At 68.3% G+C, this 24,617-nt stretch carries 19 protein-coding genes and 2 tRNA genes; 2 read left to right on the top strand and 19 right to left on the bottom strand.

Annotation, left to right across the window (positions count from 1 at the left end; all coding sequences use genetic code 11):
• Nucleotides 1–258: 258 nt before the first annotated feature.
• From pnp to rlmE, 15 genes are all read right to left on the bottom strand, one after another.
• Nucleotides 259–2,391 carry a polyribonucleotide nucleotidyltransferase gene (pnp, locus tag FHR97_RS18960; protein WP_183385361.1) on the bottom strand — a complete coding sequence of 711 codons (2,133 nt, stop codon included), beginning with the start codon at nucleotides 2,389–2,391 and terminating at the stop codon, nucleotides 259–261.
• 331 nt (nucleotides 2,392–2,722) lie between these two features.
• Nucleotides 2,723–2,992 carry a 30S ribosomal protein S15 gene (gene rpsO / locus FHR97_RS18955; protein WP_183385360.1) on the bottom strand — a complete coding sequence of 90 codons (270 nt, stop codon included), beginning with the start codon at nucleotides 2,990–2,992 and terminating at the stop codon, nucleotides 2,723–2,725.
• A gap of 88 nt (nucleotides 2,993–3,080) precedes the next feature.
• Nucleotides 3,081–4,010, bottom strand: a complete 930-nt coding sequence (truB, locus tag FHR97_RS18950; protein WP_183385359.1) for a tRNA pseudouridine(55) synthase TruB — start codon at nucleotides 4,008–4,010, stop codon at nucleotides 3,081–3,083.
• Nucleotides 4,010–4,414 (bottom strand): 30S ribosome-binding factor RbfA, encoded by a 405-nt coding sequence (rbfA, locus tag FHR97_RS18945; RefSeq protein WP_183385358.1) that lies wholly within the window; start codon nucleotides 4,412–4,414, stop codon nucleotides 4,010–4,012. Before rbfA ends, truB begins: the two co-directional genes overlap by 1 nt.
• Before the next feature lie 18 nt (nucleotides 4,415–4,432).
• A complete protein-coding gene (gene infB, locus FHR97_RS18940) occupies nucleotides 4,433–6,994 on the bottom strand; it encodes a translation initiation factor IF-2 (protein WP_183385357.1) in 2,562 nt (853 codons plus the stop codon).
• Nucleotides 6,995–7,022: 28 nt separating this feature from the next.
• On the bottom strand, nucleotides 7,023–8,516 hold the full coding sequence (gene nusA, locus FHR97_RS18935; protein ID WP_183385356.1) for a transcription termination factor NusA: 1,494 nt from the start codon (nucleotides 8,514–8,516) through the stop codon (nucleotides 7,023–7,025).
• A 40-nt stretch (nucleotides 8,517–8,556) separates the two neighbouring features.
• Nucleotides 8,557–9,018, bottom strand: a complete 462-nt coding sequence (gene rimP, locus FHR97_RS18930) for a ribosome maturation factor RimP (RefSeq protein WP_183385355.1) — start codon at nucleotides 9,016–9,018, stop codon at nucleotides 8,557–8,559.
• 221 nt (nucleotides 9,019–9,239) lie between these two features.
• Nucleotides 9,240–9,316: transfer RNA gene (locus FHR97_RS18925), tRNA-Met, on the bottom strand.
• Between the two features lie 120 nt (nucleotides 9,317–9,436).
• Nucleotides 9,437–9,523, bottom strand: a tRNA-Leu gene (locus FHR97_RS18920).
• 24 nt (nucleotides 9,524–9,547) lie between these two features.
• Nucleotides 9,548–9,910, bottom strand: coding sequence for a preprotein translocase subunit SecG (gene secG, locus FHR97_RS18915; RefSeq protein ID WP_183385354.1), 363 nt, complete (start codon nucleotides 9,908–9,910; stop codon nucleotides 9,548–9,550).
• Between the two features lie 4 nt (nucleotides 9,911–9,914).
• Nucleotides 9,915–10,664, bottom strand: a complete 750-nt coding sequence (tpiA, locus tag FHR97_RS18910; RefSeq protein ID WP_183385353.1) for a triose-phosphate isomerase — start codon at nucleotides 10,662–10,664, stop codon at nucleotides 9,915–9,917.
• A 147-nt stretch (nucleotides 10,665–10,811) separates the two neighbouring features.
• Nucleotides 10,812–12,161, bottom strand: a complete 1,350-nt coding sequence (glmM, locus tag FHR97_RS18905; protein WP_183385352.1) for a phosphoglucosamine mutase — start codon at nucleotides 12,159–12,161, stop codon at nucleotides 10,812–10,814.
• Nucleotides 12,154–13,020: a dihydropteroate synthase gene (gene folP / locus FHR97_RS18900; RefSeq protein ID WP_425486107.1), complete on the bottom strand. Its 867-nt coding sequence runs from the start codon at nucleotides 13,018–13,020 to the stop codon at nucleotides 12,154–12,156. Before folP ends, glmM begins: the two co-directional genes overlap by 8 nt.
• Before the next feature lie 94 nt (nucleotides 13,021–13,114).
• Nucleotides 13,115–15,094, bottom strand: coding sequence for an ATP-dependent zinc metalloprotease FtsH (gene ftsH / locus FHR97_RS18895; protein WP_183385351.1), 1,980 nt, complete (start codon nucleotides 15,092–15,094; stop codon nucleotides 13,115–13,117).
• A gap of 220 nt (nucleotides 15,095–15,314) precedes the next feature.
• A complete protein-coding gene (gene rlmE, locus FHR97_RS18890; protein WP_183385350.1) occupies nucleotides 15,315–15,968 on the bottom strand; it encodes a 23S rRNA (uridine(2552)-2'-O)-methyltransferase RlmE in 654 nt (217 codons plus the stop codon).
• Between the two features lie 182 nt (nucleotides 15,969–16,150).
• Between rlmE and yhbY the strand changes: the two genes are divergently transcribed.
• Nucleotides 16,151–16,477 (top strand): ribosome assembly RNA-binding protein YhbY, encoded by a 327-nt coding sequence (gene yhbY, locus FHR97_RS18885; protein WP_183385349.1) that lies wholly within the window; start codon nucleotides 16,151–16,153, stop codon nucleotides 16,475–16,477.
• Nucleotides 16,478–16,591: 114 nt separating this feature from the next.
• Here the strand turns inward: yhbY and greA are convergent, their stop codons facing one another.
• The 4 genes from greA to dapB form a co-directional block, all read right to left on the bottom strand.
• A complete protein-coding gene (gene greA / locus FHR97_RS18880; protein ID WP_183385348.1) occupies nucleotides 16,592–17,068 on the bottom strand; it encodes a transcription elongation factor GreA in 477 nt (158 codons plus the stop codon).
• Nucleotides 17,065–20,295, bottom strand: a complete 3,231-nt coding sequence (gene carB / locus FHR97_RS18875) for a carbamoyl-phosphate synthase large subunit (protein WP_183385347.1) — start codon at nucleotides 20,293–20,295, stop codon at nucleotides 17,065–17,067. The genes greA and carB overlap by 4 nt, the downstream gene beginning before the upstream one ends.
• Nucleotides 20,296–20,354: 59 nt before the next feature.
• Entirely contained in the window at nucleotides 20,355–21,500 is a 1,146-nt protein-coding gene (gene carA, locus FHR97_RS18870) for a glutamine-hydrolyzing carbamoyl-phosphate synthase small subunit (protein ID WP_183385346.1), read from the bottom strand.
• A 243-nt stretch (nucleotides 21,501–21,743) separates the two neighbouring features.
• A complete protein-coding gene (gene dapB, locus FHR97_RS18865; RefSeq protein ID WP_183385345.1) occupies nucleotides 21,744–22,547 on the bottom strand; it encodes a 4-hydroxy-tetrahydrodipicolinate reductase in 804 nt (267 codons plus the stop codon).
• A gap of 132 nt (nucleotides 22,548–22,679) precedes the next feature.
• On the opposite strand from dapB, the gene FHR97_RS20185 reads away from it, so the two are divergent.
• Complete coding sequence (locus FHR97_RS20185; protein WP_221187873.1) at nucleotides 22,680–24,611, top strand: MBL fold metallo-hydrolase; 1,932 nt, start codon at nucleotides 22,680–22,682, stop codon at nucleotides 24,609–24,611.
• The last annotated feature ends 6 nt before the right edge of the window (nucleotides 24,612–24,617 follow it).

The following is a 24,617-nucleotide window of genomic DNA, read 5'->3' as shown; positions in this document are numbered from 1 at the left end:
GCGTAGTCATGAATAGGTGCCCACGTATTAATAGATGGGCACCTACCGTCACAGAAGCCGAGCCTTGAGGGTAGATGGGTTCACCGGCCCGTTACGCCAGTCGCGGCGTGCGGTGGTGGCCTTGGCGGCCGGTGTCGGCTCGCTGGGTAGTGTCTGTGCCATATCCCTTCCCTGCCCGTTCACGGGCCCGTCCCGGGCCCCAGACGAGAACGCCCCCGTGGCGTGAGCCACGGGGGCGTTCGACGCATGACCCTGCGATCAGAGGGCGGTCTCGGCCTCCTCGGCCTCGAACGCCGCCTTCTCCTCGGCGGTCATCTCCTTGATGGTCAGCTTGACGCGATTGCGGTTGTCGATGTCGAGCACCTTGACCACGATCTCGTCGCCCTCGTTGAGGTAGTCGCGCACGTCGTTGACCCGCTCGGGCACGATCTGCGAGATGTGCACCAGGCCGTCGGTGCCCGGCATGATGTTGACGAAGGCCCCGAAGTCGGCGATGCGCACCACCTTGCCACGGTACAGCTTGCCGATCTCCGGCTCGGCGGTGATCGCCAGCACGGTGTCGATGGCCGCCTTGGCCGCGGACTTGTCCTCGGCATAGATGCGCACGGTACCGTCGTCGTCCAGGTCGATGGAGGCGCCGGTGTCTTCGCAGATCTTGCGGATGGTGGCGCCGCCCTTGCCGATGACGTCGCGGATCTTCTCCGGGTCGATCTTGATGGTGGCCATGGAGGGCGCGTTGTCGGAGACCTCGGCACGGCTCTGGCCGATCACCGCGTTCATCTGCTCGAGGATATGCAGGCGGGCCTCGTGGGCCTGCTGCAGCGCCTGCTCCATGATCTCCTCGTTGATGCCCTCGATCTTGATGTCCATCTGCAGGGCGGTGACGCCCTCGGAGGAGCCGGCGACCTTGAAGTCCATATCGCCCAGATGATCCTCATCGCCGAGGATATCGGTCAGCACCGCGAAGCCGTCCTCGTCCTTGACCAGGCCCATGGCGATGCCTGCCACCGGCGCCTTCATGGGCACGCCGGCATCCATCAGGGCCAGTGAGGAGCCGCACACGGAGGCCATGGAGCTGGAGCCGTTGGACTCGGTGATCTCGGAGACCACGCGGATGGTGTAGGGGAAGTCGTCCTCGGCGGGCAGCATGGCCTGGACGCCGCGACGCGCCAGGCGACCGTGGCCGATCTCGCGACGCTTGGGGCCGCCCATGAAGCCGGCCTCGCCCACGCTGTAGGGCGGGAAGTTGTAGTGCAGCAGGAAGCGGTCCTTGCGCTCGCCTTCCAGCGACTCGATCAGCTGGGCGTCGCGCAGGGTGCCCAGGGTGGCGATGACGATCGCTTGGGTCTCGCCACGGGTGAAGATCGCCGAGCCGTGGGTCTTGGGCAGGCTGCCGACCTCGATCGACAGCGGCCGCACGGTCTTGAGGTCGCGGCCGTCGATGCGCGGCTCGCCCTTGACCACCCGGGAGCGCACCACGCGCTTCTCGAGCCCGGCGAAGGCGCCCTTGACGTCGTCGGCGTCGAAGCGGCCCTCTTCCTCACCGGCCAGCGACTCGACCGCCTCGGCCTTGAGCGCGGACAGGGCGTCCTGGCGGGCCATCTTGTCGGTGATGCGGTAGGCCTCGCCCACCTTGGCCTCGAAGCCGCTCGCCACGGCGTCCTTGAGGGCGGTGTTCTCGGCGGGGGCCTGCCAGTCCCACTTGGGCTTGCCGGCCTCGGCGGCCAGCTCGTTGATGGCCCGAACGGCGACCTGCATCTCCTGGTGGCCGTAGAGCACGGCGCCGAGCATCTCGTCCTCGAGCAGCTCGCTCGCCTCGGACTCGACCATCAGCACGGCCTTCTCGGTGCCGGCGACGACCATGTTCAGCTCGGAGGTGGTGAGCTCCTCGACGGTGGGGTTGAGGAAGTAGCCCTTGTCCTCGTTGAAGCCGACCCGCGCGGCGCCGATCGGCCCGTTGAACGGCACGCCGGAGACGGCCAGGGCCGCGGAGGTGCCGATCATGGCGGCGATGTCCGGGTCATGGTTGCGGTCGGTGGACAGCACCGAGCAGATCACCTGGACCTCGTTCATGAAGCCCTTGGGGAACAGCGGGCGGATGGGGCGATCGATCAGCCGCGAGGTGAGGGTCTCCTTCTCGGTGGGACGCCCCTCGCGCTTGAAGAAGCCGCCGGGGATCTTGCCGACCGCGTAGGTCTTCTCCTGGTAGTGGACGGACAGCGGGAAGAAGGGCTGGGCGGGATTCGCCTCCTTCTTCGCCACCACGGTGCACAGCACCACGGTGTCGTCCATGGTGACCATCACGGCACCGGTGGCCTGGCGGGCGATGCGCCCGGTTTCCAGGGTGACGGTACTGCGACCGTACTCAAACGTTTTCTTGACCGGGTTCACGGCGACTTCCTTCAACTTTTCGATTCATGTTCGGGTCGTTTCGACTCGGCCCCATTTTAGGGGTTGACGCCCGCGAGGGCTACCGGTTATGCGGCCCGCCAATGCAAAACGGGCAGTCACGTAGGTCGGGTAAGCGAGCTTGCGAGCGCACCCGACAGACCAGACCTGCAGCGTCTCCGCAACGTCGGATGCGCCTTCGGCTTATCCGACCTACAGACCTGCCGCCGGCGTCGCCCCCGGAAGGCGACATCAAACGCAGGCCCTTCCCCTGCAATGCAAAACGGGCAGCCCCGAGGGGCTGCCCGTTTCACGGCGTCCTGACTGCCGTCGCTTAGCGACGCAGACCCAGACGCTGGATCAGCGACTGATAGCGCTCGAAGTCCTTGCGCTTCAGGTAGTCCAGCAGCTTGCGACGCTGGTTGACCATGCGGATCAGGCCACGACGGGAGTGGTGATCCTGCTTGTTGGTCTTGAAGTGATCCTGCAGGCCGTCGATGTTCGCGGTCAGCAGGGCCACCTGCACTTCGGGGGAACCGGTGTCGTCATCGCCACGGCCGTATTCCTTGACGATTTCGGACTTCTGTTCAGCGGTCAGTGCCATCTGTCTCTCCAGTAAGCAATATGCCTGAATGATGAATGTCGGAGACCACGCATATTTGCAGTCTCCACGCCTGCCCGATGGGCGGGTTCTATGCCGAGCCCGCCGCCACGGCGGTGCTCAGTAGGCGGCGGGGCGCGATTTCCCCCGCCGCTCGCACCACGCCGAGTCCCAGGAAGGCCTCGTCGTGGTAGAGTCGCGCCAGGCCGTCGACGGGCAGTTCGCCCGTGTCGAGCCTGGCGGTCTGGCCATGCCGCAGGCGGCCCGCCGCCTGGGCATCCAGCGCCAGTCGCGGCAGTCCCGCCACCAGCACGTCCACCGGCAGCAGCATGGCCTCGAGGGCCGCCTGGTCCGGCAGGGCCTCGAGCGCCTCGGGCGTGACCATGCCCGCGCCCTCGAAGGGGCCGGTCTTGAGCCGCCGCAGGGCGCTGATATGGGCGCCGCAGCCCAGCGCCAGGCCGATGTCCTCGGCCAGGGTGCGGATGTAGGTGCCCTTGCTGACGTGCACCTCCATCTCGAAGGCGGTGCCCTCGAACGCCAGGAGGCGCGCATCATACACCGTCACACGGCGCGCTGCACGCGTCACCGTCTTGCCCTCGCGGGCCAGCTCGTAGAGCTTGCGGCCCTGGTGCTTGAGCGCCGAGTGCATCGGCGGCACCTGGTCGATCTCGCCGGTGAAACGCGCGAGCACGCCCTCGAGGTCCGCCGCGGACAGCGCGGGTATCGAGCGGCGCTCGAGCACCTCGCCCTCGGCGTCACCGCTGTCGGTGAGCACGCCCAGCTCGACCCGGGTGCGGTAGACCTTGTCGGCCTCCAGCAGGTAGGCGGAGAACTTGGTCGCCTCGCCGAACAGCACCGGCAGCAGGCCGGTGGCCATGGGATCGAGGGTGCCGGTATGGCCGGCCTTCTGCGCCTGGAACAGGCGCCGGGCCCGCTGCAAAGCGTGATTGCTGGACACGCCCCGGGGCTTGTCCAGCAGCAGCACGCCGTCCACCGGCAGTCCGCGACGCCGACGCGCCATCAGTCGCGCTCTCCCTCGTCGTCCTCGGCGTCATCGCCGTGACGGTCGCGGTCGCGGGCCACCGCCTCGTCGATCAGCGAGGACAGGCGCTGGCCGCGGACCACGCTCTCGTCGAAGTGGAAGCGCAGCTCCGGAACGTGGCGCAGCTTGATGCGCCGGGCGATCTGGCTGCGCAGGAAGCCGGCGGCGCGCTTGAGCACCGTCAGGTTCTCCTTGATACGCTCGGCGTCCTGCTCGCCCAGCAGGGTCACGTGGACGTCGGCATAGCCGAGGTCACGGCTGACCGTGACCCCGCTGACGGTGACCATGCCCAGGCGCGGATCCTTGATCTCGCGCTGGATGAGCACCGCCAGCTCCTTCTGGAGCTGGTCGGCCACCCGGTCGGTACGCTTGAACTCGCGCATGATCGGCTCCTCGAGCGGTTAGAGCGTCCGCTCGACCTTGACCTGGTCGAAGACCTCGATCTTGTCGCCGACCTGGACGTCGTTGTAGTTCTTCACGCCGATGCCGCACTCCATGCCGTTGCGCACTTCCTGGACGTCGTCCTTGAAGCGGCGCAGCGACTCGAGCTCGCCCTCGTAGATGACCACGTTCTCGCGCAGCACGCGGATCTTCTTGTGGCGATGGACGGTCCCCTCGACCACCATGCAGCCGGCGACGGCGCCGATCTTGGGCGCGCGGAAGACGTCGCGGACCTCGGCCACGCCGACGATCTCTTCCTTCCACTCCGGCTCGAGCATGCCGCTCATGGCCTGCTTGACCTCGTCGATCAGCTGGTAGATGACGCTGTAGTAGCGCAGCTCCAGGCCTTCACGCTCGATGATCTCGCGAGCCGCGGCGTCGGCACGCACGTTGAAGCCGACCACGATGGCCTCGGAGGCCAGCGCCAGGTTGGCGTCGGTGCCGGTGATGCCGCCCACGCCGGAGGACACCACGGAGACCTGCACCTCGTTGGTGGAGAGCTCTTCCAGCGCGCCCTTGATGGCCTCCAGGGAACCCTGGACGTCGGCCTTGAGCACGATGTTGAGCTTGGCCGCCTCTTCCTGGCCCATCTGGCTGAACATGTTCTCCAGCTTGGCCTTCTGCTGGCGGGCCAGGCGCACCTCGCGGTACTTGCCCTGACGGAAGTTGGCGACCTCGCGGGCCTTCTTCTCGTCGGCCAGGACCATGAAGTCGTCACCGGCCTCGGGGGTGCCGTCCAGGCCCTGGATCTCCACCGGCATGGCCGGGCCGGCCTCGTCGACCTGCTGGCCCAGCTCGTTGGTCAGGGCGCGGACGCGGCCATAGTGCAGGCCGGCGAGCACGATGTCGCCCTTCTTCAGGGTGCCGTTCTGGACCAGCACGGTGGCCACCGGGCCGCGGCCCTTGTCGAGGCGCGACTCGACCACCACGCCCTTGCCGGGTGCCTCGGGGACGGCTTTGAGCTCGAGCACCTCGGAGACCAGCTGGATGGCTTCCAGCAGCGTCTCGATGCCCTCGCCGGACTTGGCGGAGACGTGGACGAACTGGGTGTCGCCGCCCCACTCCTCGGAGATCACGCCGTGCTGCGACAGCTCGTTCTTGACGCGATCCGGGTCGGCGCCCGACTTGTCGATCTTGTTGACCGCGACCACCATCGGTACGCCGGCGGCCTTGGAGTGCTCCACGGCCTCGATGGTCTGGGGCATGACGCCGTCATCGGCGGCGACCACCAGGACCACCACGTCGGTGGCCTTGGCACCGCGAGCCCGCATGGCGGTGAACGCCGCGTGGCCGGGGGTGTCCAGGAAGGTCACGCCGCCATGGTCGTCCTCGACGTGATAGGCACCGATGTGCTGGGTGATGCCGCCGGCCTCGCCGGTAGCCACCTTGGCCCGGCGGATATAGTCGAGCAGCGAGGTCTTGCCGTGGTCGACGTGGCCCATGACGGTCACGACCGGCGAACGGCTGATCTCATCGCCCTCGTAGGAGATGGCCTCGAGGACCTCGGTCTCCAGGGCATCGTCCTTGACCAGCTTGGGCTTGTGACCCATCTCCTCGACCACGATGGCCGCGGTGTCCTGGTCGATGGTCTGGTTGATGGTCACCGCCGCGCCCATGGTGAACATCGCCTTGATGACCTCGTTGGCCTTGATCGACATCTTGTCGGCCAGGTCGGCGACGCTGATCGACTCGGGGATCGAGACCTCGCGGACGATCGGCTGGGTCGGCTTCTGGAAGCCGTGCTTGCCGCCGCCCTGGCTGCCCCCGCGGCGACCGCCGCGACGCTCGGCGCGCTTGGCCTTCTTGCCGCCGCGACGCCGCTCCTCGCGGTCGCCACGATCGTCGTCGCGATCGTCGCGGCCCTTTTTGCCGGCCTTGCCGCTGGCCTTCTTGACCGCGGCGCGACGCGGTTCGGCACGGCCTTCCTTGGGCGGCGCGGGCGCCTCCTCGGGGCTCGGCGCGGCGGTCTCGAGTTCCGGCACCGGGATCTCGGGCTCGCTCGGCACGGCTTTGGCCTTCTCGGCCTCGCTCGGCACGGCCTTGGCCTTCTCGGCCTCGACCTTCTCGGCCGCCTGGCGCGCGGACTCCTCGGCGGCGCGACGCTTGGCCTCCTCGGCGGCCTCGGCGGCCTCGGCCTCGCGCTTGGCCTGGGCCGAGGCCATGTCGCCGACCAACTGGCGCGGGCCGTGATCCTCGGCCTTGGGCTCCTCGGCGGGCTGCTCTTCCTCGCGCTTGACGTAGGTGCGCTTCTTGCGCACCTGCACCTCGATGCTCTTGCCGCGCTCGCCGGACTTGATGCGGCTGCGCGTCTTGCGGGTCAGGGTGATGCGATTCTTCGCCCCGGCACCGGCGCTGCCGCCATGGCTCTTGGTGAGATAGTCGAGCAGCTGCCGCTTGTCCTCCTCGGACACGGCGTCATTCTCGGCCTTCTGGCCGAGCCCGGCTTCTTTCATCTGTTCCAGGAGGCGGGGAACGTCGCGCCCCACCTTCACTGCAAAATCCTTAACGGTCATTTCTGACATTACGACCCTCCTCAGCCCGTGACCCGTTTTACTGTTCGCTCTCGAACCATGGCGCACGGGCAGTCATGATCAGTGCCGCGGCGCGCTCCTCGTCCAGCCCCTCGATGTCCGTCAGGTCATCGACGGACTGCTCGGCGAGGTCCTCCATGGTGACGATGCCTCGACTGGCCAGAATGAAGGCCAGGTGACGCTCCATACCGTCCATCTCCAGCAGGTCGTCGGCCGGCTGGGCACCATCGAGTTCCTCCTCGGAGGCGATGGCCAGGTTCAACAATTCGTCCTTGGCGCGAGCGCGCAGCTCTTCGATGAGATCCTCGTCGAACTCCTCGATTTCCAGCATTTCCTCCACCGGGACATAGGCGACCTCCTCCAGGGAGGTGAAGCCTTCCTCGACCAGCAGGCGCGCCACGTCCTCGTCGATGTCCAGGTGCTGGATGAAGTGCTCGACCAGGCTGTCGATTTCCTGATCGCGCTTGGCCTCGGCCTCGTCCTCGGTCATGACGTTGAGACGCCAGCCGGTGAGCTCGGAGGCCAGGCGCACGTTCTGGCCGCTACGGCCGATGGCCTGGGCCAGGTTGTCCTCGGCGACGGCCACGTCCATGGCGTGGGCGTCCTCGTCGACGAGGATGGAGGCGACATCCGCCGGCGCCATGGCATTGATCACCAGCTGGGCGGGGTTGTCGTCCCACAACACGATGTCCACGCGCTCGTTCTGCAGCTCCGAGGACACCGCCTGGACCCGCGAGCCGCGCATGCCCACGCAGGCGCCCACCGGGTCGATGCGGCGGTCATTGGTCTTGACCGCGATCTTGGCGCGCGAGCCCGGATCCCGGGCCGCGCCCTTGATCTCGATGAGCTGCTCGGCGATCTCCGGCACCTCGATCTTGAACAGCTCGATGATCAGTTCCGGACAGGTCCGCGACAGGATCAGCTGGGCACCGCGGGCCTCGGGGTCGACCTTGGTCAACAGGGCGCGGACGCGCTCGTTCATGCGGTAGCGCTCGCCGGGGATCATCTCGCCGCGCGGCAGGAAGGCCTCGGCGTTCTCGCCCAGGTCGATGATCAGGCCGTCGCGGGTCGTCTTCTTGACGATGCCGGCGACCAGCTCGCCCTCGCGGTCGGCGTAGAGCCGCACCACCTCGGCGCGCTCGGCCTCGCGGACCTTCTGCACGATGACCTGCTTGGCGGTCTGGGCGGCGATGCGGCCGAAGGAAGCGTTCTCGATCTGCTCCTCGACCACGTCGCCCAGCCCCAGGGGCGGGTCGCGTCGCTCGGCGAAGGAGAGCTTGATCTGGGCATCGGGGCCGTCGAAGTCGTCATCCTCCACGACCTCCCAGCGCCGGAAGGTCTCGTAGTCGCCGGTTTGCCGGTCGATGTGCACCCGCACGCTGGCTTCCTCGTCCTCGAAGCGCTTGCGCGATGCACTGGCCAGGGCCGCCTCGACGGCCTCGAAGATCACCTCGCGGGGGACCCCCTTCTCGTTGGAGATCGCGTCGACGACCGCCAGAATCTCTTTACTCATGCCTTAGCCTCACCAGAAAACCCGTCCTTTAGCACCGACCTCACTGACCGAACTGCGGAACGACCCGCGCCTGGTCGATGCTCTCGATGGGAAAGCAATATTCCTCGCCGTCGAGCTGCAGCAGCACCTCGTCGCCCTCGATGCCGGCCAGCAGGCCCTGGAACTTGCGCCGCCCGTCGAAGGGCACGCGTAGCTTCACGGCCACCACATGACCGGCGTAGCGTTCGAACTGCTCGAGAGTGAACAGCGGCCGGTCCATGCCCGGGGAGGAGACCTCGAGCCGGTACTCGCCGGTGATGGGGTCCTCGACATCGAACACCGCACTGACCTGGCGGCTGACATCGGCGCAATCCTCCACGCTCACCCCGTCCTCGTGATCGATATAGATCACCAGGCGGGAATGTTTACCCTGGGACAGGTAATCGATGCCCCACAGCTCGAAGCCCATGGCCGAGACCACCGGTTCGATCAGCGCATGTAGCGCAGCATCCTTGATTGCCACGGAAGAAAGCTCCTACAGCCGTTGCATCAGGCACCTGGCCGGGAGTGAACAGGAAAGTCAGGTGGCTGATTGGCGTTGCCCGGAACAGCGTCGCCGGTATCGACCGGCGTGCTGGCCGCTAACAAAAAGCCCCTTCACAGGAAGGGGCTTTTACAAGAAACCTGTATACCACTTCGGCTCTCTGACATGCCCCGAAAACACCTGCATGCCTGCCTCGAAGATGGTAGCGGGGACCGGATTTGAACCGATGACCTTCGGGTTATGAGCCCGACGAGCTACCAGACTGCTCCACCCCGCATCAATCTAGGTCGGTGATTGTATGCCTGCCTGACTCTTGCGTCAAGTGACAAAGCACCGCTCCGCCAATCCTGCTGTTGAAGGTCCGGCGCCTGGTGAGCATCACCGTGCCGGCTTCAAATGGTGCCGAAGGCGGGACTTGAACCCGCACGACCGTAAGGTCACTACCCCCTCAAGATAGCGTGTCTACCAATTCCACCACTTCGGCATCAGGGGAGGCCGGATCCGCGACTCAGTTGCCGCTTTCCTCCAGCACTGGCGCTGCATTATCCACACCGCTGCCCTCGTCGTCAAGGGTCGGCACGGCGTTCTGTTGCTCGATCAGTTCGGCATCGGGGATGCCCGCTTCCTCCGGTGCCTGGCCGGCCTGGGAGGCGAAGTAGGCCAGGGTCAGGGAGGTGGCGAAGAAGGCCGCGGCCAGCACGCCGGTGGCGCGCGACAGGAAGCTGCCGCTGCCCCGGGAACCGAACACGGTCTGGGAGGCGCCGCCACCGAAGGAGGCACCGGCATCGGCGCCCTTGCCCTGCTGCAGCAGGATCAGGACGACCAGGGCGATGGCGATCGCCACGTGGATCATGAGAATGGCAACTTGCATGGATTCAACCTGCTGACTGACAAATGGCTAGGAAATCGTCGACCTGAAGGGAAGCACCGCCCACCAGGCCGCCGTCGATGTCCGGCTGGGCGAGCAGCTCGGCGGCATTGGCGGCCTTCATGCTGCCGCCGTAGAGGATCCGCATGTCCTCGGCCAGGGAGGCACAGTAATCAGTCAGGCGTGCGCGGATCGCGCCGTGCACCGCCTGGGCCTGCTCGGGCGAGGCCGTGCGCCCGGTGCCGATCGCCCAGACCGGCTCGTAGGCGAGCACCAGGCGGGGCCGCTCGCCGACGCCCAGGCCCTCGAGGACGGCCTCGAGCTGGCCGAGCACCACGGCCTCGGTGCGGCCGGCGTCCCGCTCCTCGAGGGTTTCGCCGAGGCACAGCACCGGGGTGAGTTCACAGGCCAGGGCGGCCCGCACCCGGGCCAGCACGGCGGCATCGTCCTCGCCGAACAGGATCCGCCGCTCGGAGTGCCCCACCAGCACCAGGCGCGCCCCCAACTCCTTGAGCATCTCGCCGCTGACCTCGCCGGTAAAGGCCCCGGCGGGCCGGTCGCTGAGGGTCTGGGCGCCGACGACCAGCGGCGTGTCGCCCCAGGCCCGCCCCGCGGCCTCCAGATAGGGGAAGGGCACCATCAGCGCCACGTCGACGCACTCAGGCAGGGTGGCATCGGCGAAGCCCCGGGCGAAATCCTCGACCAGGGACAAGGAGCCGTTCATCTTCCAGTTACCGGCGATCAGCGGCGTCGACATGGGGGGTCCTCTTTCAAGGTGGAGCGAAATGGTATAGGAGCGGCCCTGTCAAGACAACCAGGGCCCAGGAGCAATCAGATCGAATGAAATGGGCCGAAAGCCCGAGTGTCGCCGCAGATCAGCGTCAAGTCCGACGGGCTCCTATGGTCAGGACAACAGACCCTGGACGTCATCGGCCAGACGACGGGCCAGGCCGCCCACGTCCAGGTGGGGACGCCCCTCGACCATCACCCGGATCAGCGGCTCGGTGCCGGAGGGCCGCAGCAGCACCCGCCCCTGGTCGCCCAGCTCGGCCTCGACCGCCGCCACGGCGGACTTCAGCGCCGCGGCTTCCATCAGCGACCGGGCGTCGGCCCCCGGGCTCAGGCGCACATTGACCAGCATCTGCGGCGCCTTCTCCAGGCCGACCAGCAGTTCGCCCAGCGGCCGCCCCTCGCGCACCATGATCGACAGCACCTGCAGCGCGGAGACGATGCCGTCGCCGGTGGTCTGTACATGGCCACAGACGATATGCCCGGAGGACTCGCCGCCGAGCTGCCAGCCGTTGGCCGCCAGGCGCTCCATGACGTAGCGGTCGCCGACCCTGGCCCGCTCGAAGGGGATCGCCATGGCCTCCAGCGCGGCGGCCAGGCCGAAGTTGCTCATCAGGGTGCCGACCACCCCGCCGCCGAGGTCGCCCCGGCCGTGGCGGTCCCGGGCGATCAGGTAGAGGATGTCGTCACCGTCGATCTCGCGGCCGTCGGCGTCGACCATCAACACCCGGTCGCCGTCGCCGTCGAAGGCCACCCCCAGGTCGGCGCCCTGCTGGATGACCGCGGCGCGCAGCGCGGCGGGATGGGTGGAGCCCACCTCATGGTTGATATTGAGGCCATCCGGCGCGGCGCCGATCACGCTGACCTGGGCACCCAGCTCGCGGAACACGCTGGGCGCGATGTGATAGGTGGCGCCGTGGGCGCAGTCGATGACCATCTTCAGGCCGTGCAGGCTGACCCGCTCGGGGAGGGTCGACTTGCAGAACTCGATGTAGCGGCCGGCGGCGTCGTCCACCCGCTTGGCCTTGCCCAGGGCATCCGGTGCCACGGTGGTCAGCGGCTCGTCGAGCATCGACTCGATGTCGGCCTCGACGGCATCGGCCAGCTTGACCCCCTCGGCGGAGAAGAACTTGATGCCGTTGTCGGCGAAGGGGTTGTGGGAGGCCGAGATGACGATGCCGGCGTCGGCCCGGAAGGTCCGGGTCAGGTAGGCGATCGCCGGGGTGGGCATGGGGCCGAGCAGGATGACGTCGACGCCGGCGGCGGACAGGCCGGCCTCCAGGGCCGACTCGAACATGTAGCCGGAGATCCGCGTGTCCTTGCCGATCAACACCCGGGCCTGCCCCGACTCACGGGCCAGCACCCGACCGGTGGCCCAGCCCAGCTTGAGCATGAAGTCGGGGGTGATGGGCGCCTCGCCCACCGTGCCGCGGATCCCGTCGGTACCGAAATAGCGTCTACTCATTCTCACATCCTTCCTTGAGGACGGCCCAGGTCATGTTCACCGCGTCCACGTGGGGGCCCACGTCGTGGACGCGCAGGATTCGTGCGCCCCGCTCCACCGCCATCGCGGAAAGCGCCAGGCCGCCGGAGAGGCGTTCCTCCACCGGCCGGTCCAGCACCTTGCCGATCATGCTCTTGCGGGACATGCCCACCAGCAGCGGCAGGCCGAAGCGCTCCAGGTGATGCATATGATGGAGCAGGCGCAGGTTGTGCTCCACGGTCTTGGCGAAACCGAAGCCCGGGTCGAGGAGCAGGCGCTCGCGACGCAGCCCCGAGGCCTCGCAGTCGGCGATGCGCTGCGCCAGGAAGTCGGCCACGGCCTCCTCCACGGGGCGATCATAGCGGGGCGCATCCTGCATGTCGCCCGGCTCGCCGAGCATGTGCATCAGGCACACCGGCAGGCCACTGGTGGCGGCCGCCTTCATGGCGCCGTCGCGGCGCAGGTTGCGCACGTCGTTGATCATCCCCGCCCCCTTGAGCGAGGCCTCCCGCATCACCTCGGGGGTGCTGGTATCCACCGAGACGAGGGCATCGAGCTCGCGCACCAGGGCCTCCACCACCGGCACCACCCGATCCAGCTCCTGGTCGGCCGAGACCGGTGCGGCGCCGGGCCGCGTGGACTCGCCCCCCACGTCGATGATGGCGGCGCCCTCGGCCAGCATCTGCTCGGCACGGCGCACGGCGTCGTCGAGGGCCACATGGCGGCCGCCGTCGGAGAAGGAGTCGGGGGTGACGTTGAGGATCCCCATCACGCGGGGAAAGGAGAGATCGAGCCGGTGCCGGCCACAGGGCAGCGGTGTCGCGGGTGTGGTGTGCATCATCGTCCTGAAGGTGTCGTGAGCGGGGCGAGGGCCGGGCAGCCCTCTCCACGGCGAAGGCGCCCCGCAGGGCGCCCGATGGTCACGTCGCGGCGGATCAGCTGCCCGCCGGCCCCCCGAGGGGATCGGAGGGCCGACGGCGCGGCTTCTCCCCATCCTCGCCGTCGCCGTCCTCGGCGACACCCGAGGGCGAGGGCTCGCTCTCGGGCCGGCCGGTGATCGGCGACCCGCCGCCGGGGCTGCCATCCTCCCAGTCCTTCGGCGGACGCGGGTTGCGGCCTTCCATGATGTCCCTGAGCTGGTCGGCGTCGATGGTCTCGTACTGCACCAGCGCCTCGGCCATGGCATCCAGCTTGTCGCGATTGTCCTCGAGGATCTGCTTGGCCTGAGCGTAGCACTCGTCGATGATCCGGCGGACCTCCTTGTCGAGCCGGGTGGTGGTCTCGCCGGACTTGAGCTTGCCGCCCTGGCCGGGGCCGCCGAGGAACTGGTGGGACTCGTCCTCGTCGTACATGATCGGCCCCATCTCGTCGGACAGGCCCCACTTGGCGACCATGTTGTGGGCCAGCTCGGTGGCGCGCTTGATGTCGTTGGAAGCGCCGGTGGTCACGCCGTTCGGCCCCAGCGTCATCTCCTCGGCGATGCGGCCGCCGAACAGCGAGCAGATCTGGCTGATGATCTGCTGACGCGACAGGCTGTAGCGATCCTCCTCGGGGAGGAACATGGTCACGCCCAGCGCCCGGCCACGCGGGATGATGGTCACCTTGTAGACCGGGTCATGCTCCGGCATCACCAGGCCGATGATGGCGTGGCCGGACTCGTGGTAGGCGGTATTAAGCTTGTCCTTCTCGGTCATGACCATGGAGCGGCGCTCGGCGCCCATCATGATCTTGTCCTTGGCCATCTCCAGCTCGTCCATGCCCACCAGGCGCTTGTTGCCGCGGGCCGCGAAGAGCGCGGCCTCGTTGACCAGGTTGGCCAGGTCGGCGCCGGAGAAGCCCGGGGTGCCGCGGGCGATCAGCGACGGCTTGACGTCGTCGGCCAGCGGCACCTTGCGCAGGTGGACGTTGAGGATGTGCTCGCGGCCGCGGATATCGGGCAGCGGCACCACCACCTGGCGGTCGAAGCGGCCCGGGCGCAGCAGCGCCGGGTCGAGCACGTCGGGGCGGTTGGTGGCGGCGATGACGATGATGCCCTCGTTGGCCTCGAAGCCGTCCATCTCCACCAGCAGCTGGTTCAGGGTCTGCTCGCGCTCGTCGTTGCCGCCGCCCATGCCGGCCCCGCGGGAGCGGCCCACGGCGTCGATCTCGTCGATGAAGATGATGCAGGGCGCCTGCTTCTTGGCCTGCTCGAACATGTCGCGCACCCGGGAGGCGCCGACGCCCACGAACATCTCGACGAAGTCGGAGCCGGAGATCGAGAAGAAGGGCACCTTGGCCTCACCGGCGATGGACTTGGCGAGCAGCGTCTTGCCGGTGCCGGGCGGGCCCACCATCAGCACGCCGCGGGGGATGGTGCCACCCAGGCGCTGGAACTTGGTCGGGTCGCGCAGGAAGTCGACCAGTTCCTCGACCTCCTCCTTGGCCTCGTCACAGCCGGCCACGTCGGCGAAGGTGGTCTTGATCTGGTCCTGGGAGAGCAGCTTGGCCTTGGACTTGCCGAAGCTCATCGGGCCGCCCTTGCCGGCGCCACCGCCCTGCATCTGGCGCATGAAGAACATGAAGATGGCCAGGATCAGCAGGATCGGGAAACTGGCGATCAGCAGCCGCGTCCACAGGCTCTGCTCCTCGGGCTTCTTGCCGACCACGGTCACGTTGTGGGCGAGCAGGTCATCCATCAGCTTGGGGTCTTCCGCCGCCGGCCGGATGGTCTGGAACTGGGAGCCATCGGTGCGTTCCCCGCTGATGGTGTAGCCATCGATGGTCACGCTCTCGACCTGCTGGTTCTGCACCTGCTCGACGAACTGGGAGTAGTTCATCGTCTGGGGTGCGTTCTCGACGCTGAAGTTGTTGAACACCGTCAGCAGCACTGCCGCGATGACCAACCACAGAATCAGGTTCTTCGCCATGTCGTTCAAGGGACTACCCTCATTGCAAGAATCTGTCGGCCGAACACGCCTGATGCCTTCGACACTACATCAGCAGCACATGTTCAGCCAGCATGGGGGCGAGCCGGGCCCACCCGTGGCTATGGCCTTCACTGTGACACAGACACGCCGTCGTGTCCGGCCATCCAATCGTTAGCCTGTGACTATCGGGCCGACGGGGCAGTCCCGGCGACCGCGCCGGGCCACCGGCTCAGCCGCGAAACCCCTCCGCCAGCAGGTAGACCTCCCGGGACCGGGCACGGGAGGCCTCCGGCTTGCGGGTCACCACCCGCGTGAAGTCGCTGCGCAACTCCTTCAGGTAGGGGTCGAAACCTTCTCCCTGGAAGACCTTGGCCAGGAAGGCGCCGCCGGGGGACAGGGTCTGGCGCGCCAGATCCAGGGCCAGCTCCACCAGGTACATCGCCTGGGGCTGGTCGATGGCGGCCATGCCACTCATGTTGGGGGCCATGTCCGACATCACAAGGTCCACCGGCCGATCATCGAGCCGAGCGAGGATCGCCTCGAGCACGCTCTCCTCGGTGAAATCCCCCTGGACGAAGTCGACATCGGCCAGGGCATCCATCTCGAGGAGGTCGGAGGCGATGACCAGGCCGGCGTCGCCGACCCGCTCGGCGGCCACCTGGCTCCAGCCGCCGGGAGCGGCGCCGAGGTCGATCACCGTCATGCCGGGGCGCAGCAGCTTGTCCTTCTCGTCCAGGGCCAGCAGCTTGTAGCTGGCGCGGCTGCGATAGCCGTCCTGCCAGCTCTGCTGTACATAACGGTCGTCGAAGTGCTCCTTCAGCCAGCCGGCGCTGCTCTTGCTGGCGCCGCGCCGCTTGGGGCGGGAATCTTGGGAACGTGCCACGGCATCACCTGTGAATGATCCTGGATGACAGGCGGTCGAGCGGTTTCCGGAATAGACCTGGGAGGGGTGCTGACCTGCGGGCCCGGGGTGACGGGCGGCCGGCGAGGCTGGCCGCGCTTTCGCCGCGGCGCGATTCACCGTACCATGTGCGCTGCGCGCCAACCGGGAAGAATCAAGATACCATGAGCTTGTCACAGGCACAAAAGAAAGCATTCCGCAGCATCGGGCACCACCTCGACCCCGTGGTCACGGTGTCCGAAAACGGCCTCTCCGAGGGCGTGATCGCCGAGCTGGACCGGGCCCTCTCCGACCACGAACTGGTCAAGGTCAAGCTGGCACTGCCCGAGCGCGACGACCGCGCCGCCATGCTCGACGAACTGGTCGCCGAGAGCGGCGGCGAGCTGGTGCAGAAGATCGGCAAGGTCGCCCTGCTCTACCGCCACAACCCCAGGGGCAACCCGAAGCTCTCCAACATCAAGCGCTTCGAGGAGCATCACGGCCGGCGCTGACGCGGAGCAGAGAGGGAAGAAGGAAGAGATAAGAGGGAAGAGAGCACCTCTACCCTACGAAAGAGGCCGCCCAACCGGGCGGCCTCTTTCTTCTTCACTCTTCGAGCTTCCGACTTACAGGTGTTCGACGCTTCCGATCTCGTACTCGACGTCGCCCCCCGGGGTGCGCACCAGCACCACGTCGCCCTCCTCCTTGCCGATCAAGGCGCGGGCGATGGGCGAGGTGACGGAGATCTGGCCCGCCTTGATGTCGGCCTCGTCCTCGCCGACGATGCGGTAGGTCACCTCATCGTCGGTCTCCAGGTTGATCAGCTCCACGGTCACGCCGAAGATCACCTTGCCGGTCTTGGGCAGCTTGGTCACGTCGATGACCTGCGCATTGGAGAGCTTGCCCTCGATCTCCTGGATCCGCCCCTCGATGAAGCCCTGCTGCTCGCGGGCCGCATGGTACTCGGCGTTCTCCTTGAGGTCGCCGTGCTCGCGGGCCTCGGCGATCGCGGCGATCACGCTGGGGCGCGCCTCGCTCTTGAGCTCCTCGAGCTCCTTGCGAAGGCGCTGCTCACCGACGACGGTCATCGGGACCTTGTTCATTGACTGACTCCTGCATGCAGTTCCTGTAACCGCCGCACGGTGACGGCATTGCCGTATTCGAGTGCCAGACAAACGGCATTGGCCCCGGCCAGGGTGGTGGCATAGGGAACCTTGCGGGCGAGTGCGGTGCGACGGATCACCGAGGAATCATTGATGGCCTGGCGGCCCTCGGTGGTGTTGACGATATAGGCGACCTCGTCGTTCTTGAGCAGATCGACGATATGCGGACGACCCTCATATACCTTGTTGACGATCTCCACCGGCAGGTCGGCCGCCTCGAGGGCCGATGCCGTGCCACGGGTCGCGCATAGGGTGAACCCCAATTTTAACAGAGAACGGGCCACCTCGATAACACCCGCCTTGTCCGGATCGCGCACCGAGAGGAACGCCTTGCGCTCGCCATCGAGCCCCGGAATCGCCTCGCCGGCGCCCAGCTGGGCCTTGTAGAAGGCCTCGGCGAAGGTCTCGCCGGAGCCCATCACCTCGCCGGTGGACTTCATCTCCGGCGACAGGATGGGATCCACGCCGGGGAACTTGGCGAACGGGAAGACCGCTTCCTTGACGCTGTAGAAGTGCGGCACCCGCTCGCTCTCGAAGCCCTGGTCGGCCAGGGTGGTGCCGGCCATGCAGCGCGCGGCGATCTGGGCCAGGGAGGTGCCGATGCACTTGGAGACGAAGGGCACGGTGCGCGAGGCCCGCGGGTTGACCTCGATGACGTAGATCTCGCCGTCCTGCCAGGCCAGCTGCACGTTCATCAGGCCCTTGACGCCGAGTTCCACGGCCATGCGCTTGACCTGGTCGCGCATCTCGTCCTGCACGTCCGCGGGCAGCGAGTAGGGCGGCAGCGCACAGGCGGAGTCGCCGGAGTGCACGCCGGCCTGCTCGATATGCTGCATGATGCCGCCGATCACCACCTGCTGACCGTCGGAGACGGCATCGATATCGATCTCGACGGCCGCGTTGAGGAAGTGGTCCAGCAGCACCGGCGAGTCGTTGGAGACCTTGACCGCGTGGGTCATGTAGTTCTCGAGCTCGGAGGCATCGTAGACGATCTCCATGGCCCGGCCGCCGAGCACGTAGGAGGGACGCACCACCAGCGGGTAGCCGATCGCCTCGGCCTTGGCGAAGGCCTCGTCGAAGCTGCGCGCGGTGGCATTGGGCGGCTGCTTGAGGCCCAGCTTGTCGATCATCTGCTGGAAGCGCTCGCGGTCCTCGGCGCGGTCGATGGCATCCGGGGTGGTGCCGATGATCGGCACGCCGGCGGCCTCGAGCTCGCGGGCCAGCTTGAGCGGGGTCTGGCCGCCGAACTGCACGATCACCCCGGCGGGCCGCTCCTTGTCGGCGATCTCCAGCACGTCCTCGAGGGTCACCGGCTCGAAGTAGAGGCGGTCCGAGGTGTCGTAGTCGGTGGAGACGGTCTCCGGGTTGCAGTTGACCATGATGGTCTCATAACCGTCGTCGCGCATGGCCAGCGCGGCGTGGACGCAGCAGTAGTCGAACTCGATGCCCTGGCCGATGCGGTTGGGCCCACCGCCGAGTACCATGATCTTCTGGCGATCCGAGACCTCGGCCTCGCACTCCTCCTCGTAGGTGGAATACATGTAGGCGGTGTCGGAGGCGAACTCCGCCGCACAGGTGTCCACCCGCTTGTAGACGGGGCGGATGCCTTCCTTCTGGCGGGTCTTGCGGAACTCCTTCTCGGCGACGCCGAGCAGCGTCGCCAGGCGGGCGTCGCTGAAGCCCTTGCGCTTGAGGCGCAGCAGCTCGCGGGCGTCCAGCTCGGAGAGCGAGCGCCTGGCCACCTCGGCCTCGGTCCGGATCAGGTCCTCGAGCTGGACCAGGAACCAGGGGTCGATCCTGGTCAGGCGGAAGACCTCGTCGCGGCTCATGCCGGCACGCATGGCGTCGGCGACATAGAAGATGCGCTCGGCGCCGGCGGCCTGCAGTTCGCCCTTGATGTGGGCCAGGGTCTCGCCGGTGAAGCGAGTGACCTTGGGGTCGAGGCCGTCGTTGCCGGTCTCCAGGCCGCGCAGCGCCTTCTGCAACGACTCCTGGAAGGTGCGACCGATGGCCATCACCTCGCCCACCGACTTCATCTGGGTGGTCAGGCGGTCGTTGGCCTGGGGGAACTTCTCGAAGGTGAAACGCGGGATCTTGGTGACCACGTAGTCGATGGACGGCTCGAAGGAGGCCGGGGTGCGACCGCCGGTGATGTCGTTCTGCAGCTCGTCCAGGGTGTAGCCGACGGCCAGCTTGGCGGCGATCTTGGCGATCGGGAAGCCGGTGGCCTTGGAGGCCAGCGCCGAGCTGCGCGACACCCGCGGGTTCATCTCGATGACCACCATGCGCCCGGTCTGCGGATCCATGCCGAACTGGACGTTGGAGCCGCCGGTCTCGACGCCGATCTCGCGCAGCACCGCCAGGGAGGCGTCGCGCATGATCTGGTATTCCTTGTCGGTCAGCGTCTGGGCCGGGGCCACGGTGATGGAGTCGCCGGTGTGCACCCCCATGGGGTCGAAGTTCTCGATGGCGCAGACGATGATGCAGTTGTCGTTCTTGTCGCGAACGACCTCCATCTCGTACTCCTTCCAGCCCAGCAGCGACTCGTCGATCAGCAGCTCGTGGTTGTTGGAGAGCTCGAAGCCGCGGGTGCAGATCTCCTCGAACTCCTCCTTGTTGTAGGCCACGCCGCCGCCGGAGCCGCCCATGGTGTAGGAGGGGCGGATGATCACCGGGAAGCCGAGCTCGCCCTGGATCTCCCAGGCCTCGTCCATGGTGTGGGCCACCTTGGCCTTGGGGCACTCCAGGCCGATGCGCTTCATCGCCTGGTCGAACAGGTCGCGATCCTCGGCCTTGTTGATGGCGTCGGCGTTGGCGCCGATCATCTCCACGCCGTGCTTCTCCAGCACGCCGTGCTTGTCCAGGTCCAGGGCGCAGTTCAGCGCGGTCTGGCCGCCCATGGTGGGCAGCACGGCATCGGGCTTCTCGGCCTCGATGATCTTCTCCACCGCCTGCCAGGTGATCGGCTCGATGTAGGTGGCGTCGGCCATCACCGGGTCGGTCATGATGGTGGCCGGGTTGGAGTTGACCAGGATGACCCGGTAGCCCTCCTCGCGCAGCGCCTTGCAGGCCTGGGCGCCGGAATAGTCGAACTCGCAGGCCTGGCCGATGACGATGGGGCCGGCGCCGATGATCAGGATGCTCTGGATGTCGGTACGTTTGGGCATGACGGTTCCCGCGGCTAATCGGTGTAAAGACGGACTCGATGGTGACTGAGGATCAACGCTTAGCGGCGTTCCTTCATCATGGAGATAAAGCGGTCGAACAGCGGCGCGACATCCCGCGGGCCGGGGCTCGCCTCCGGGTGGCCCTGGAAGCTGAAGGCCGGCCGGTCGGTGCGCTCGATGCCCTGCAGGGTGCCGTCGAACAGCGAGCGGTGGGTGGCCCGCAGGGTCTCGGGCAGCGTCGACTCCTCGGCCGCGAAACCGTGGTTCTGGCTGGTGATCATCACCTGGCCGCTGTCGAGGTCCTGCACCGGGTGGTTGGCGCCGTGGTGGCCGAACTTCATCTTCACCGAGCTCGCCCCGCTGGCCAGCGCCAGCAGCTGGTGCCCCAGGCAGATGCCGAAGATCGGCACCCCGGTCTCGAGCAGCTCGCGGATGGCGGCGATGGCGTACTCGCAGGGCTCCGGGTCGCCGGGGCCGTTGGAGAGGAAGATGCCATCCGGGTTCAGCGCCATGACCTCGCTGGCCGGGGTCTGGGCCGGCACCACGGTCAGGCGGCAGCCGCGGGAGGCCAGCATGCGCAGGATATTGCGCTTCACCCCGTAGTCGTAGGCGACCACGTGGTAGGGACGCTCGGCCTCGGCGGCGTCGGCATAGCCCTGGCCCAGGGTCCACTCGCCCTCGCTCCACGCGTAGGGCGACTGGCAGGAGACGACCTTGGCCAGGTCCATGCCCTTGAGCCCCGGAAAGGCCCGCGCGGCCTCGAGGGCCCGCGCCACGGCGTCTTCGCCCTCGGCCTCGGCACCGGCGAGGATGGCGCCGTTCTGGGCGCCCTTGTCGCGCAGGATGCGGGTCAGGCGGCGGGTATCGATGTCGGCGATGCCCAGCACGTTCTGGCCGGCCAGGTAGTCGGACAGTGACTGTTCGCTGCGGAAGTTGCTGGCCAGCAGCGGCAGGTCGCGGATCACCAGGCCGGCGGCGGCGATGGCCCCGGACTCCACGTCCTCGGCGTTGACGCCGGTGTTGCCGATGTGGGGGTAGGTCAGGGTGACGATCTGGCGGGTATAGGAGGGGTCGGTAAGGATTTCCTGGTAGCCCGTCATGGCCGTATTGAACACCACCTCACCGCTGGTTTGCCCATCGGCGCCGATGGCGGTGCCATGAAACACACTGCCATCTTCCAAGGCCAGTATCGCGGGTCTGTTCAATGCAACGTCCTCCCATGTTGTCAAAGACGGCGTAAGAGACAGCTCGTCAAGTGAATGCGGTTCACCGGCCCGCAAAAAAGCGGGACGAAACCCGATGAAGACCGGTTTCATCCCGCTTGTTGTCATTCGCTCGGAATGCGGGGCCGAAGCAACAAGCGCAGCGAAGGGGGCTCTCGCCCATGCGCCCGGCCAAAATTTTGGGGATATTACAGGAAATCGCGCCCGACGGCTACCCCCGAGGAATCAAAGCCCCAGCACATCCTGCATGGCGTAGCGGCCGTTGCCCTGGCCGGCCACCCAGCGGGCGGCGCGCACCGCGCCCTTGGCGAAGGTCATGCGGCTGGAGGCCTTGTGGGTGATCTCGATGCGCTCGCCCTCGGTGGCGAACATCACCGTATGCTCGCCGACGATGTCGCCCGCCCTGACGGTGGCGAAACCGATCTCCTTGTCGGTGCGCGGCCCGCACTGGCCGACCCGCTCGAAGACGCCATGCTCCTTGAGGCTGCGGCCCAGGGATTCGGCGACCACCTCGCCCATCTTCAGCGCCGTGCCGGAGGGGGCATCGACCTTGTGGCGATGGTGGGACTCGATCACCTCGATGTCGTAGCCCTCGTCGCCGAGCGCCCTGGCGGCGGTCTCGAGCAGCTTCAGGGTCAGGTTGACGCCGACGCTCATGTTCGGGGCGAAGACCATGGCCAGGCGGTCGCGGTAGCCGTCCAGCTCGTCCAGCTCGTCGTCGGAGAGCCCGGTGGTGCCGATCACGATGCGCTTGCCGTGGTCGGCGCAGAAGGCCAGGTTGGCCAGGGTCACCTGCGGGGCGGTGAAGTCGATCAGCACGTCGAAGTCGTCGACGATGGCGGCCAGGGAGTCGGCGGCGGCCACTCCCAGCTTGCCGATACCGGCCAGCTCGCCGATATCGGCGCCGGCGAGCGAGCTGCCCGGCTCGACGATGCCGCCGGCCAGGGTGGCCTCGGCGTCCTGCTGCACGGCGTTGACCAGGGTGCGGCCCATGCGGCCGGCGACCCCGACGATGGCGATACGGGTCATGCGGGCTCCTGAAGTTCGATGGCATGAAGTGCCCGGAGTATACCAGAGGCCGCCCCGGCCGGGGCCCGCCGCCTTGGGGCCGGGACGCGATATCGCCCACACTGGAGCTATCCGCCCAGGAGAGCCCGCGCCATGCCGGAGCCGACCCCGCTGCCCGCCGACCACCCGCTGCTGAAACTGCTGCGCCGCCACCAGCGGGTGCTGCTGGCCGGCGCGCCGGGCACCGGCAAGACCACCCTGGCCGCCGCGGCGGCCGCCACCCTGGTCCGCCGGGGCGTGGTCTGCCGCTGCCTGAGCGTCGACCCTGGCCTGCCCGGGTTCGGCCCGCCGGGGGCCGTGGCGCTCGGGGTGTGGCGAGGCGCGGGCTGGCACCCGGAACGGCTGGCCGCGCTGTGCAGCCTCGACGCCGCCCGCTTTCGCCTGCCGCTGGTGGACGCCCTGCGCCGGCTGGCCGCCTACTGCCCGCCCGGCCCGCTGCTGATCGATGCCCCCGGCGTGGTGCGCGGCGCCGGGGCCGCCGAGCTGCTGCCGGCCCTGGCCGGGGTCGGCGATGCCCGGGCGCTGGCCCTGCTGGTGCCGGAGGGCGCCGCCGCGCCTCTCGCGGACGAATGCCGCGCCCTGGGGCTGCCCAGCCGTCGCCTCATCCCCGCCGCCGAGGCCCGCCACCCGGGGAAGCTGGCGCGCAAGCAGCGCCGCACCGCGGCCTGGCAGGCCTGGCTGGACGGCGCCGGTGAGTTGACCCTGAGGCTGGACGGCCTCGCGGTGCTCGGCACCCCGCCGCCGCGCTCGGCCCCCCAGGCCTGGCGGGGCCGCCAGGTCGGCCTGCTCGACGCCCGGGGCGAGACCCTGGCCCTGGGCGAGGTACTCGAGCTGACGGCGGACCGCCTGCGGGTGCGCGCCGCCTCCCCCTCGGCCGCGGTGGCCGCGGTGGTGATCCGCGACGCCCACCGCGACCGTGACGGCACGCTGGCGACCGCCCCCCGCCATCGACAGGCCCGTCCGGCCGGGCCCCTCCCGGAGTTGACCCGGTGCCTGCCGCCGGCGACGGCCGACGGCGGCCCGCGGCCGGTGGTGCGCCTCGAGCGGGCCGTGGCCACCCTGGTCAACGGCGTCTTCGGCGACCCCCTGCTGCACCTGCGGCTGCGCCACCAGCGACGCAGCCTGCTGTTCGACCTCGGCGACGCCGGGCGCCTGCCGGCGCGGCTCGCCCACCAGGTCAGCGACGTCTTCATCAGCCACGCCCACTTCGACCATATCGGTGGCTTCCCGTGGCTGCTGCGCTCGCGCATCGGCGACTACCCGGCGTGCCGGCTGTACGGCCCGCCGGGGCTCGCCGGGCACGTGCGGGGCCTGATGAGCGGCGTGCTGTGGGACCGGGTGGGCGACAAGGCCCCACGCTTCGAGGTGGCGGAGCTGCACGGCGACCGGCTGCGGCGCTATGCCCTGGTGGCCGGCCGCGAGCCCGAGGCACTGCCGTCACGGCCCGCCAGGGCGGGCCTGCTCCTCGAGGAGCCCGGCTTTTGCGTGCGGGCGACGCGCCTCGACCACGGCACCCCGGTGCTGGCCTTCGCCTTCGAGCCCCACGCCGAGGCCAGGGTGCGCAAGGCGCGGCTGGCGGCGCGAGGCTGGCCGCCCGGCCCCTGGCTGGGCGAGCTCAAGCGGCGGATGCTGGCCGGCCAGGCCGACGCCCCGATCCAGCCGCCCGGCGGCACGCCCCTTCCCGCCGCGACCCTGGCGGCGGAGCTGCTGGAGATGCGCCCCGGCCAGCGGCTGGTCTATGCCACCGACCTGGGCGATACCCCGGCCAACCGGCGCCGCCTGCAGGCCCTGGCGAAGGACACCGACACCCTGGTCTGCGAGGCCCCCTTCCTCGAGGCGGAGGCGGACCAGGCCCGCCGCACCGGCCACCTGACCGCCCGGGCCTGCGGCGAGATCGCCACGGCGGCGGGCGTGGCGCGCCTGGTGCCCTTTCATTTCTCGCGTCGCCATGCCGGCGACCCGGGCCCGCTCTACGCCGAGATCCACCCCCACTTCCCCGGCCTGGCGATGCCGGCGGACGACTAGTCGGGT

The organism is Halomonas stenophila, assembly GCF_014192275.1.
Taxonomy (GTDB): domain Bacteria; phylum Pseudomonadota; class Gammaproteobacteria; order Pseudomonadales; family Halomonadaceae; genus Halomonas; species Halomonas stenophila.
Note: the sequence above shows the minus strand (reverse complement) of the source record. Positions and strands in the feature narration are given on the sequence as shown.

Excerpts from the sequence above, each read along its gene's own strand:
- rpsO (WP_183385360.1), bottom strand. The coding sequence starts at position 2,992 with ATGGCACTGACCGCTGAACAGAAGTCCGAAATCGTCAAGGAATACGGC.
- truB (WP_183385359.1), bottom strand. The coding sequence starts at position 4,010 with ATGGCGCGTCGGCGTCGCGGACTGCCGGTGGACGGCGTGCTGCTGCTG.
- rbfA (WP_183385358.1), bottom strand. The coding sequence starts at position 4,414 with ATGCGCGAGTTCAAGCGTACCGACCGGGTGGCCGACCAGCTCCAGAAG.
- infB (WP_183385357.1), bottom strand. The coding sequence starts at position 6,994 with ATGTCAGAAATGACCGTTAAGGATTTTGCAGTGAAGGTGGGGCGCGAC.
- nusA (WP_183385356.1), bottom strand. The coding sequence starts at position 8,516 with ATGAGTAAAGAGATTCTGGCGGTCGTCGACGCGATCTCCAACGAGAAG.
- secG (WP_183385354.1), bottom strand. The coding sequence starts at position 9,910 with ATGCAAGTTGCCATTCTCATGATCCACGTGGCGATCGCCATCGCCCTG.
- tpiA (WP_183385353.1), bottom strand. The coding sequence starts at position 10,664 with ATGTCGACGCCGCTGATCGCCGGTAACTGGAAGATGAACGGCTCCTTG.
- glmM (WP_183385352.1), bottom strand. The coding sequence starts at position 12,161 with ATGAGTAGACGCTATTTCGGTACCGACGGGATCCGCGGCACGGTGGGC.
- folP (WP_425486107.1), bottom strand. The coding sequence starts at position 13,020 with ATGATGCACACCACACCCGCGACACCGCTGCCCTGTGGCCGGCACCGG.
- yhbY (WP_183385349.1), top strand. The coding sequence starts at position 16,151 with ATGAGCTTGTCACAGGCACAAAAGAAAGCATTCCGCAGCATCGGGCAC.
- greA (WP_183385348.1), bottom strand. The coding sequence starts at position 17,068 with ATGAACAAGGTCCCGATGACCGTCGTCGGTGAGCAGCGCCTTCGCAAG.
- carB (WP_183385347.1), bottom strand. The coding sequence starts at position 20,295 with ATGCCCAAACGTACCGACATCCAGAGCATCCTGATCATCGGCGCCGGC.
- dapB (WP_183385345.1), bottom strand. The coding sequence starts at position 22,547 with ATGACCCGTATCGCCATCGTCGGGGTCGCCGGCCGCATGGGCCGCACC.
- FHR97_RS20185 (WP_221187873.1), top strand. The coding sequence starts at position 22,680 with ATGCCGGAGCCGACCCCGCTGCCCGCCGACCACCCGCTGCTGAAACTG.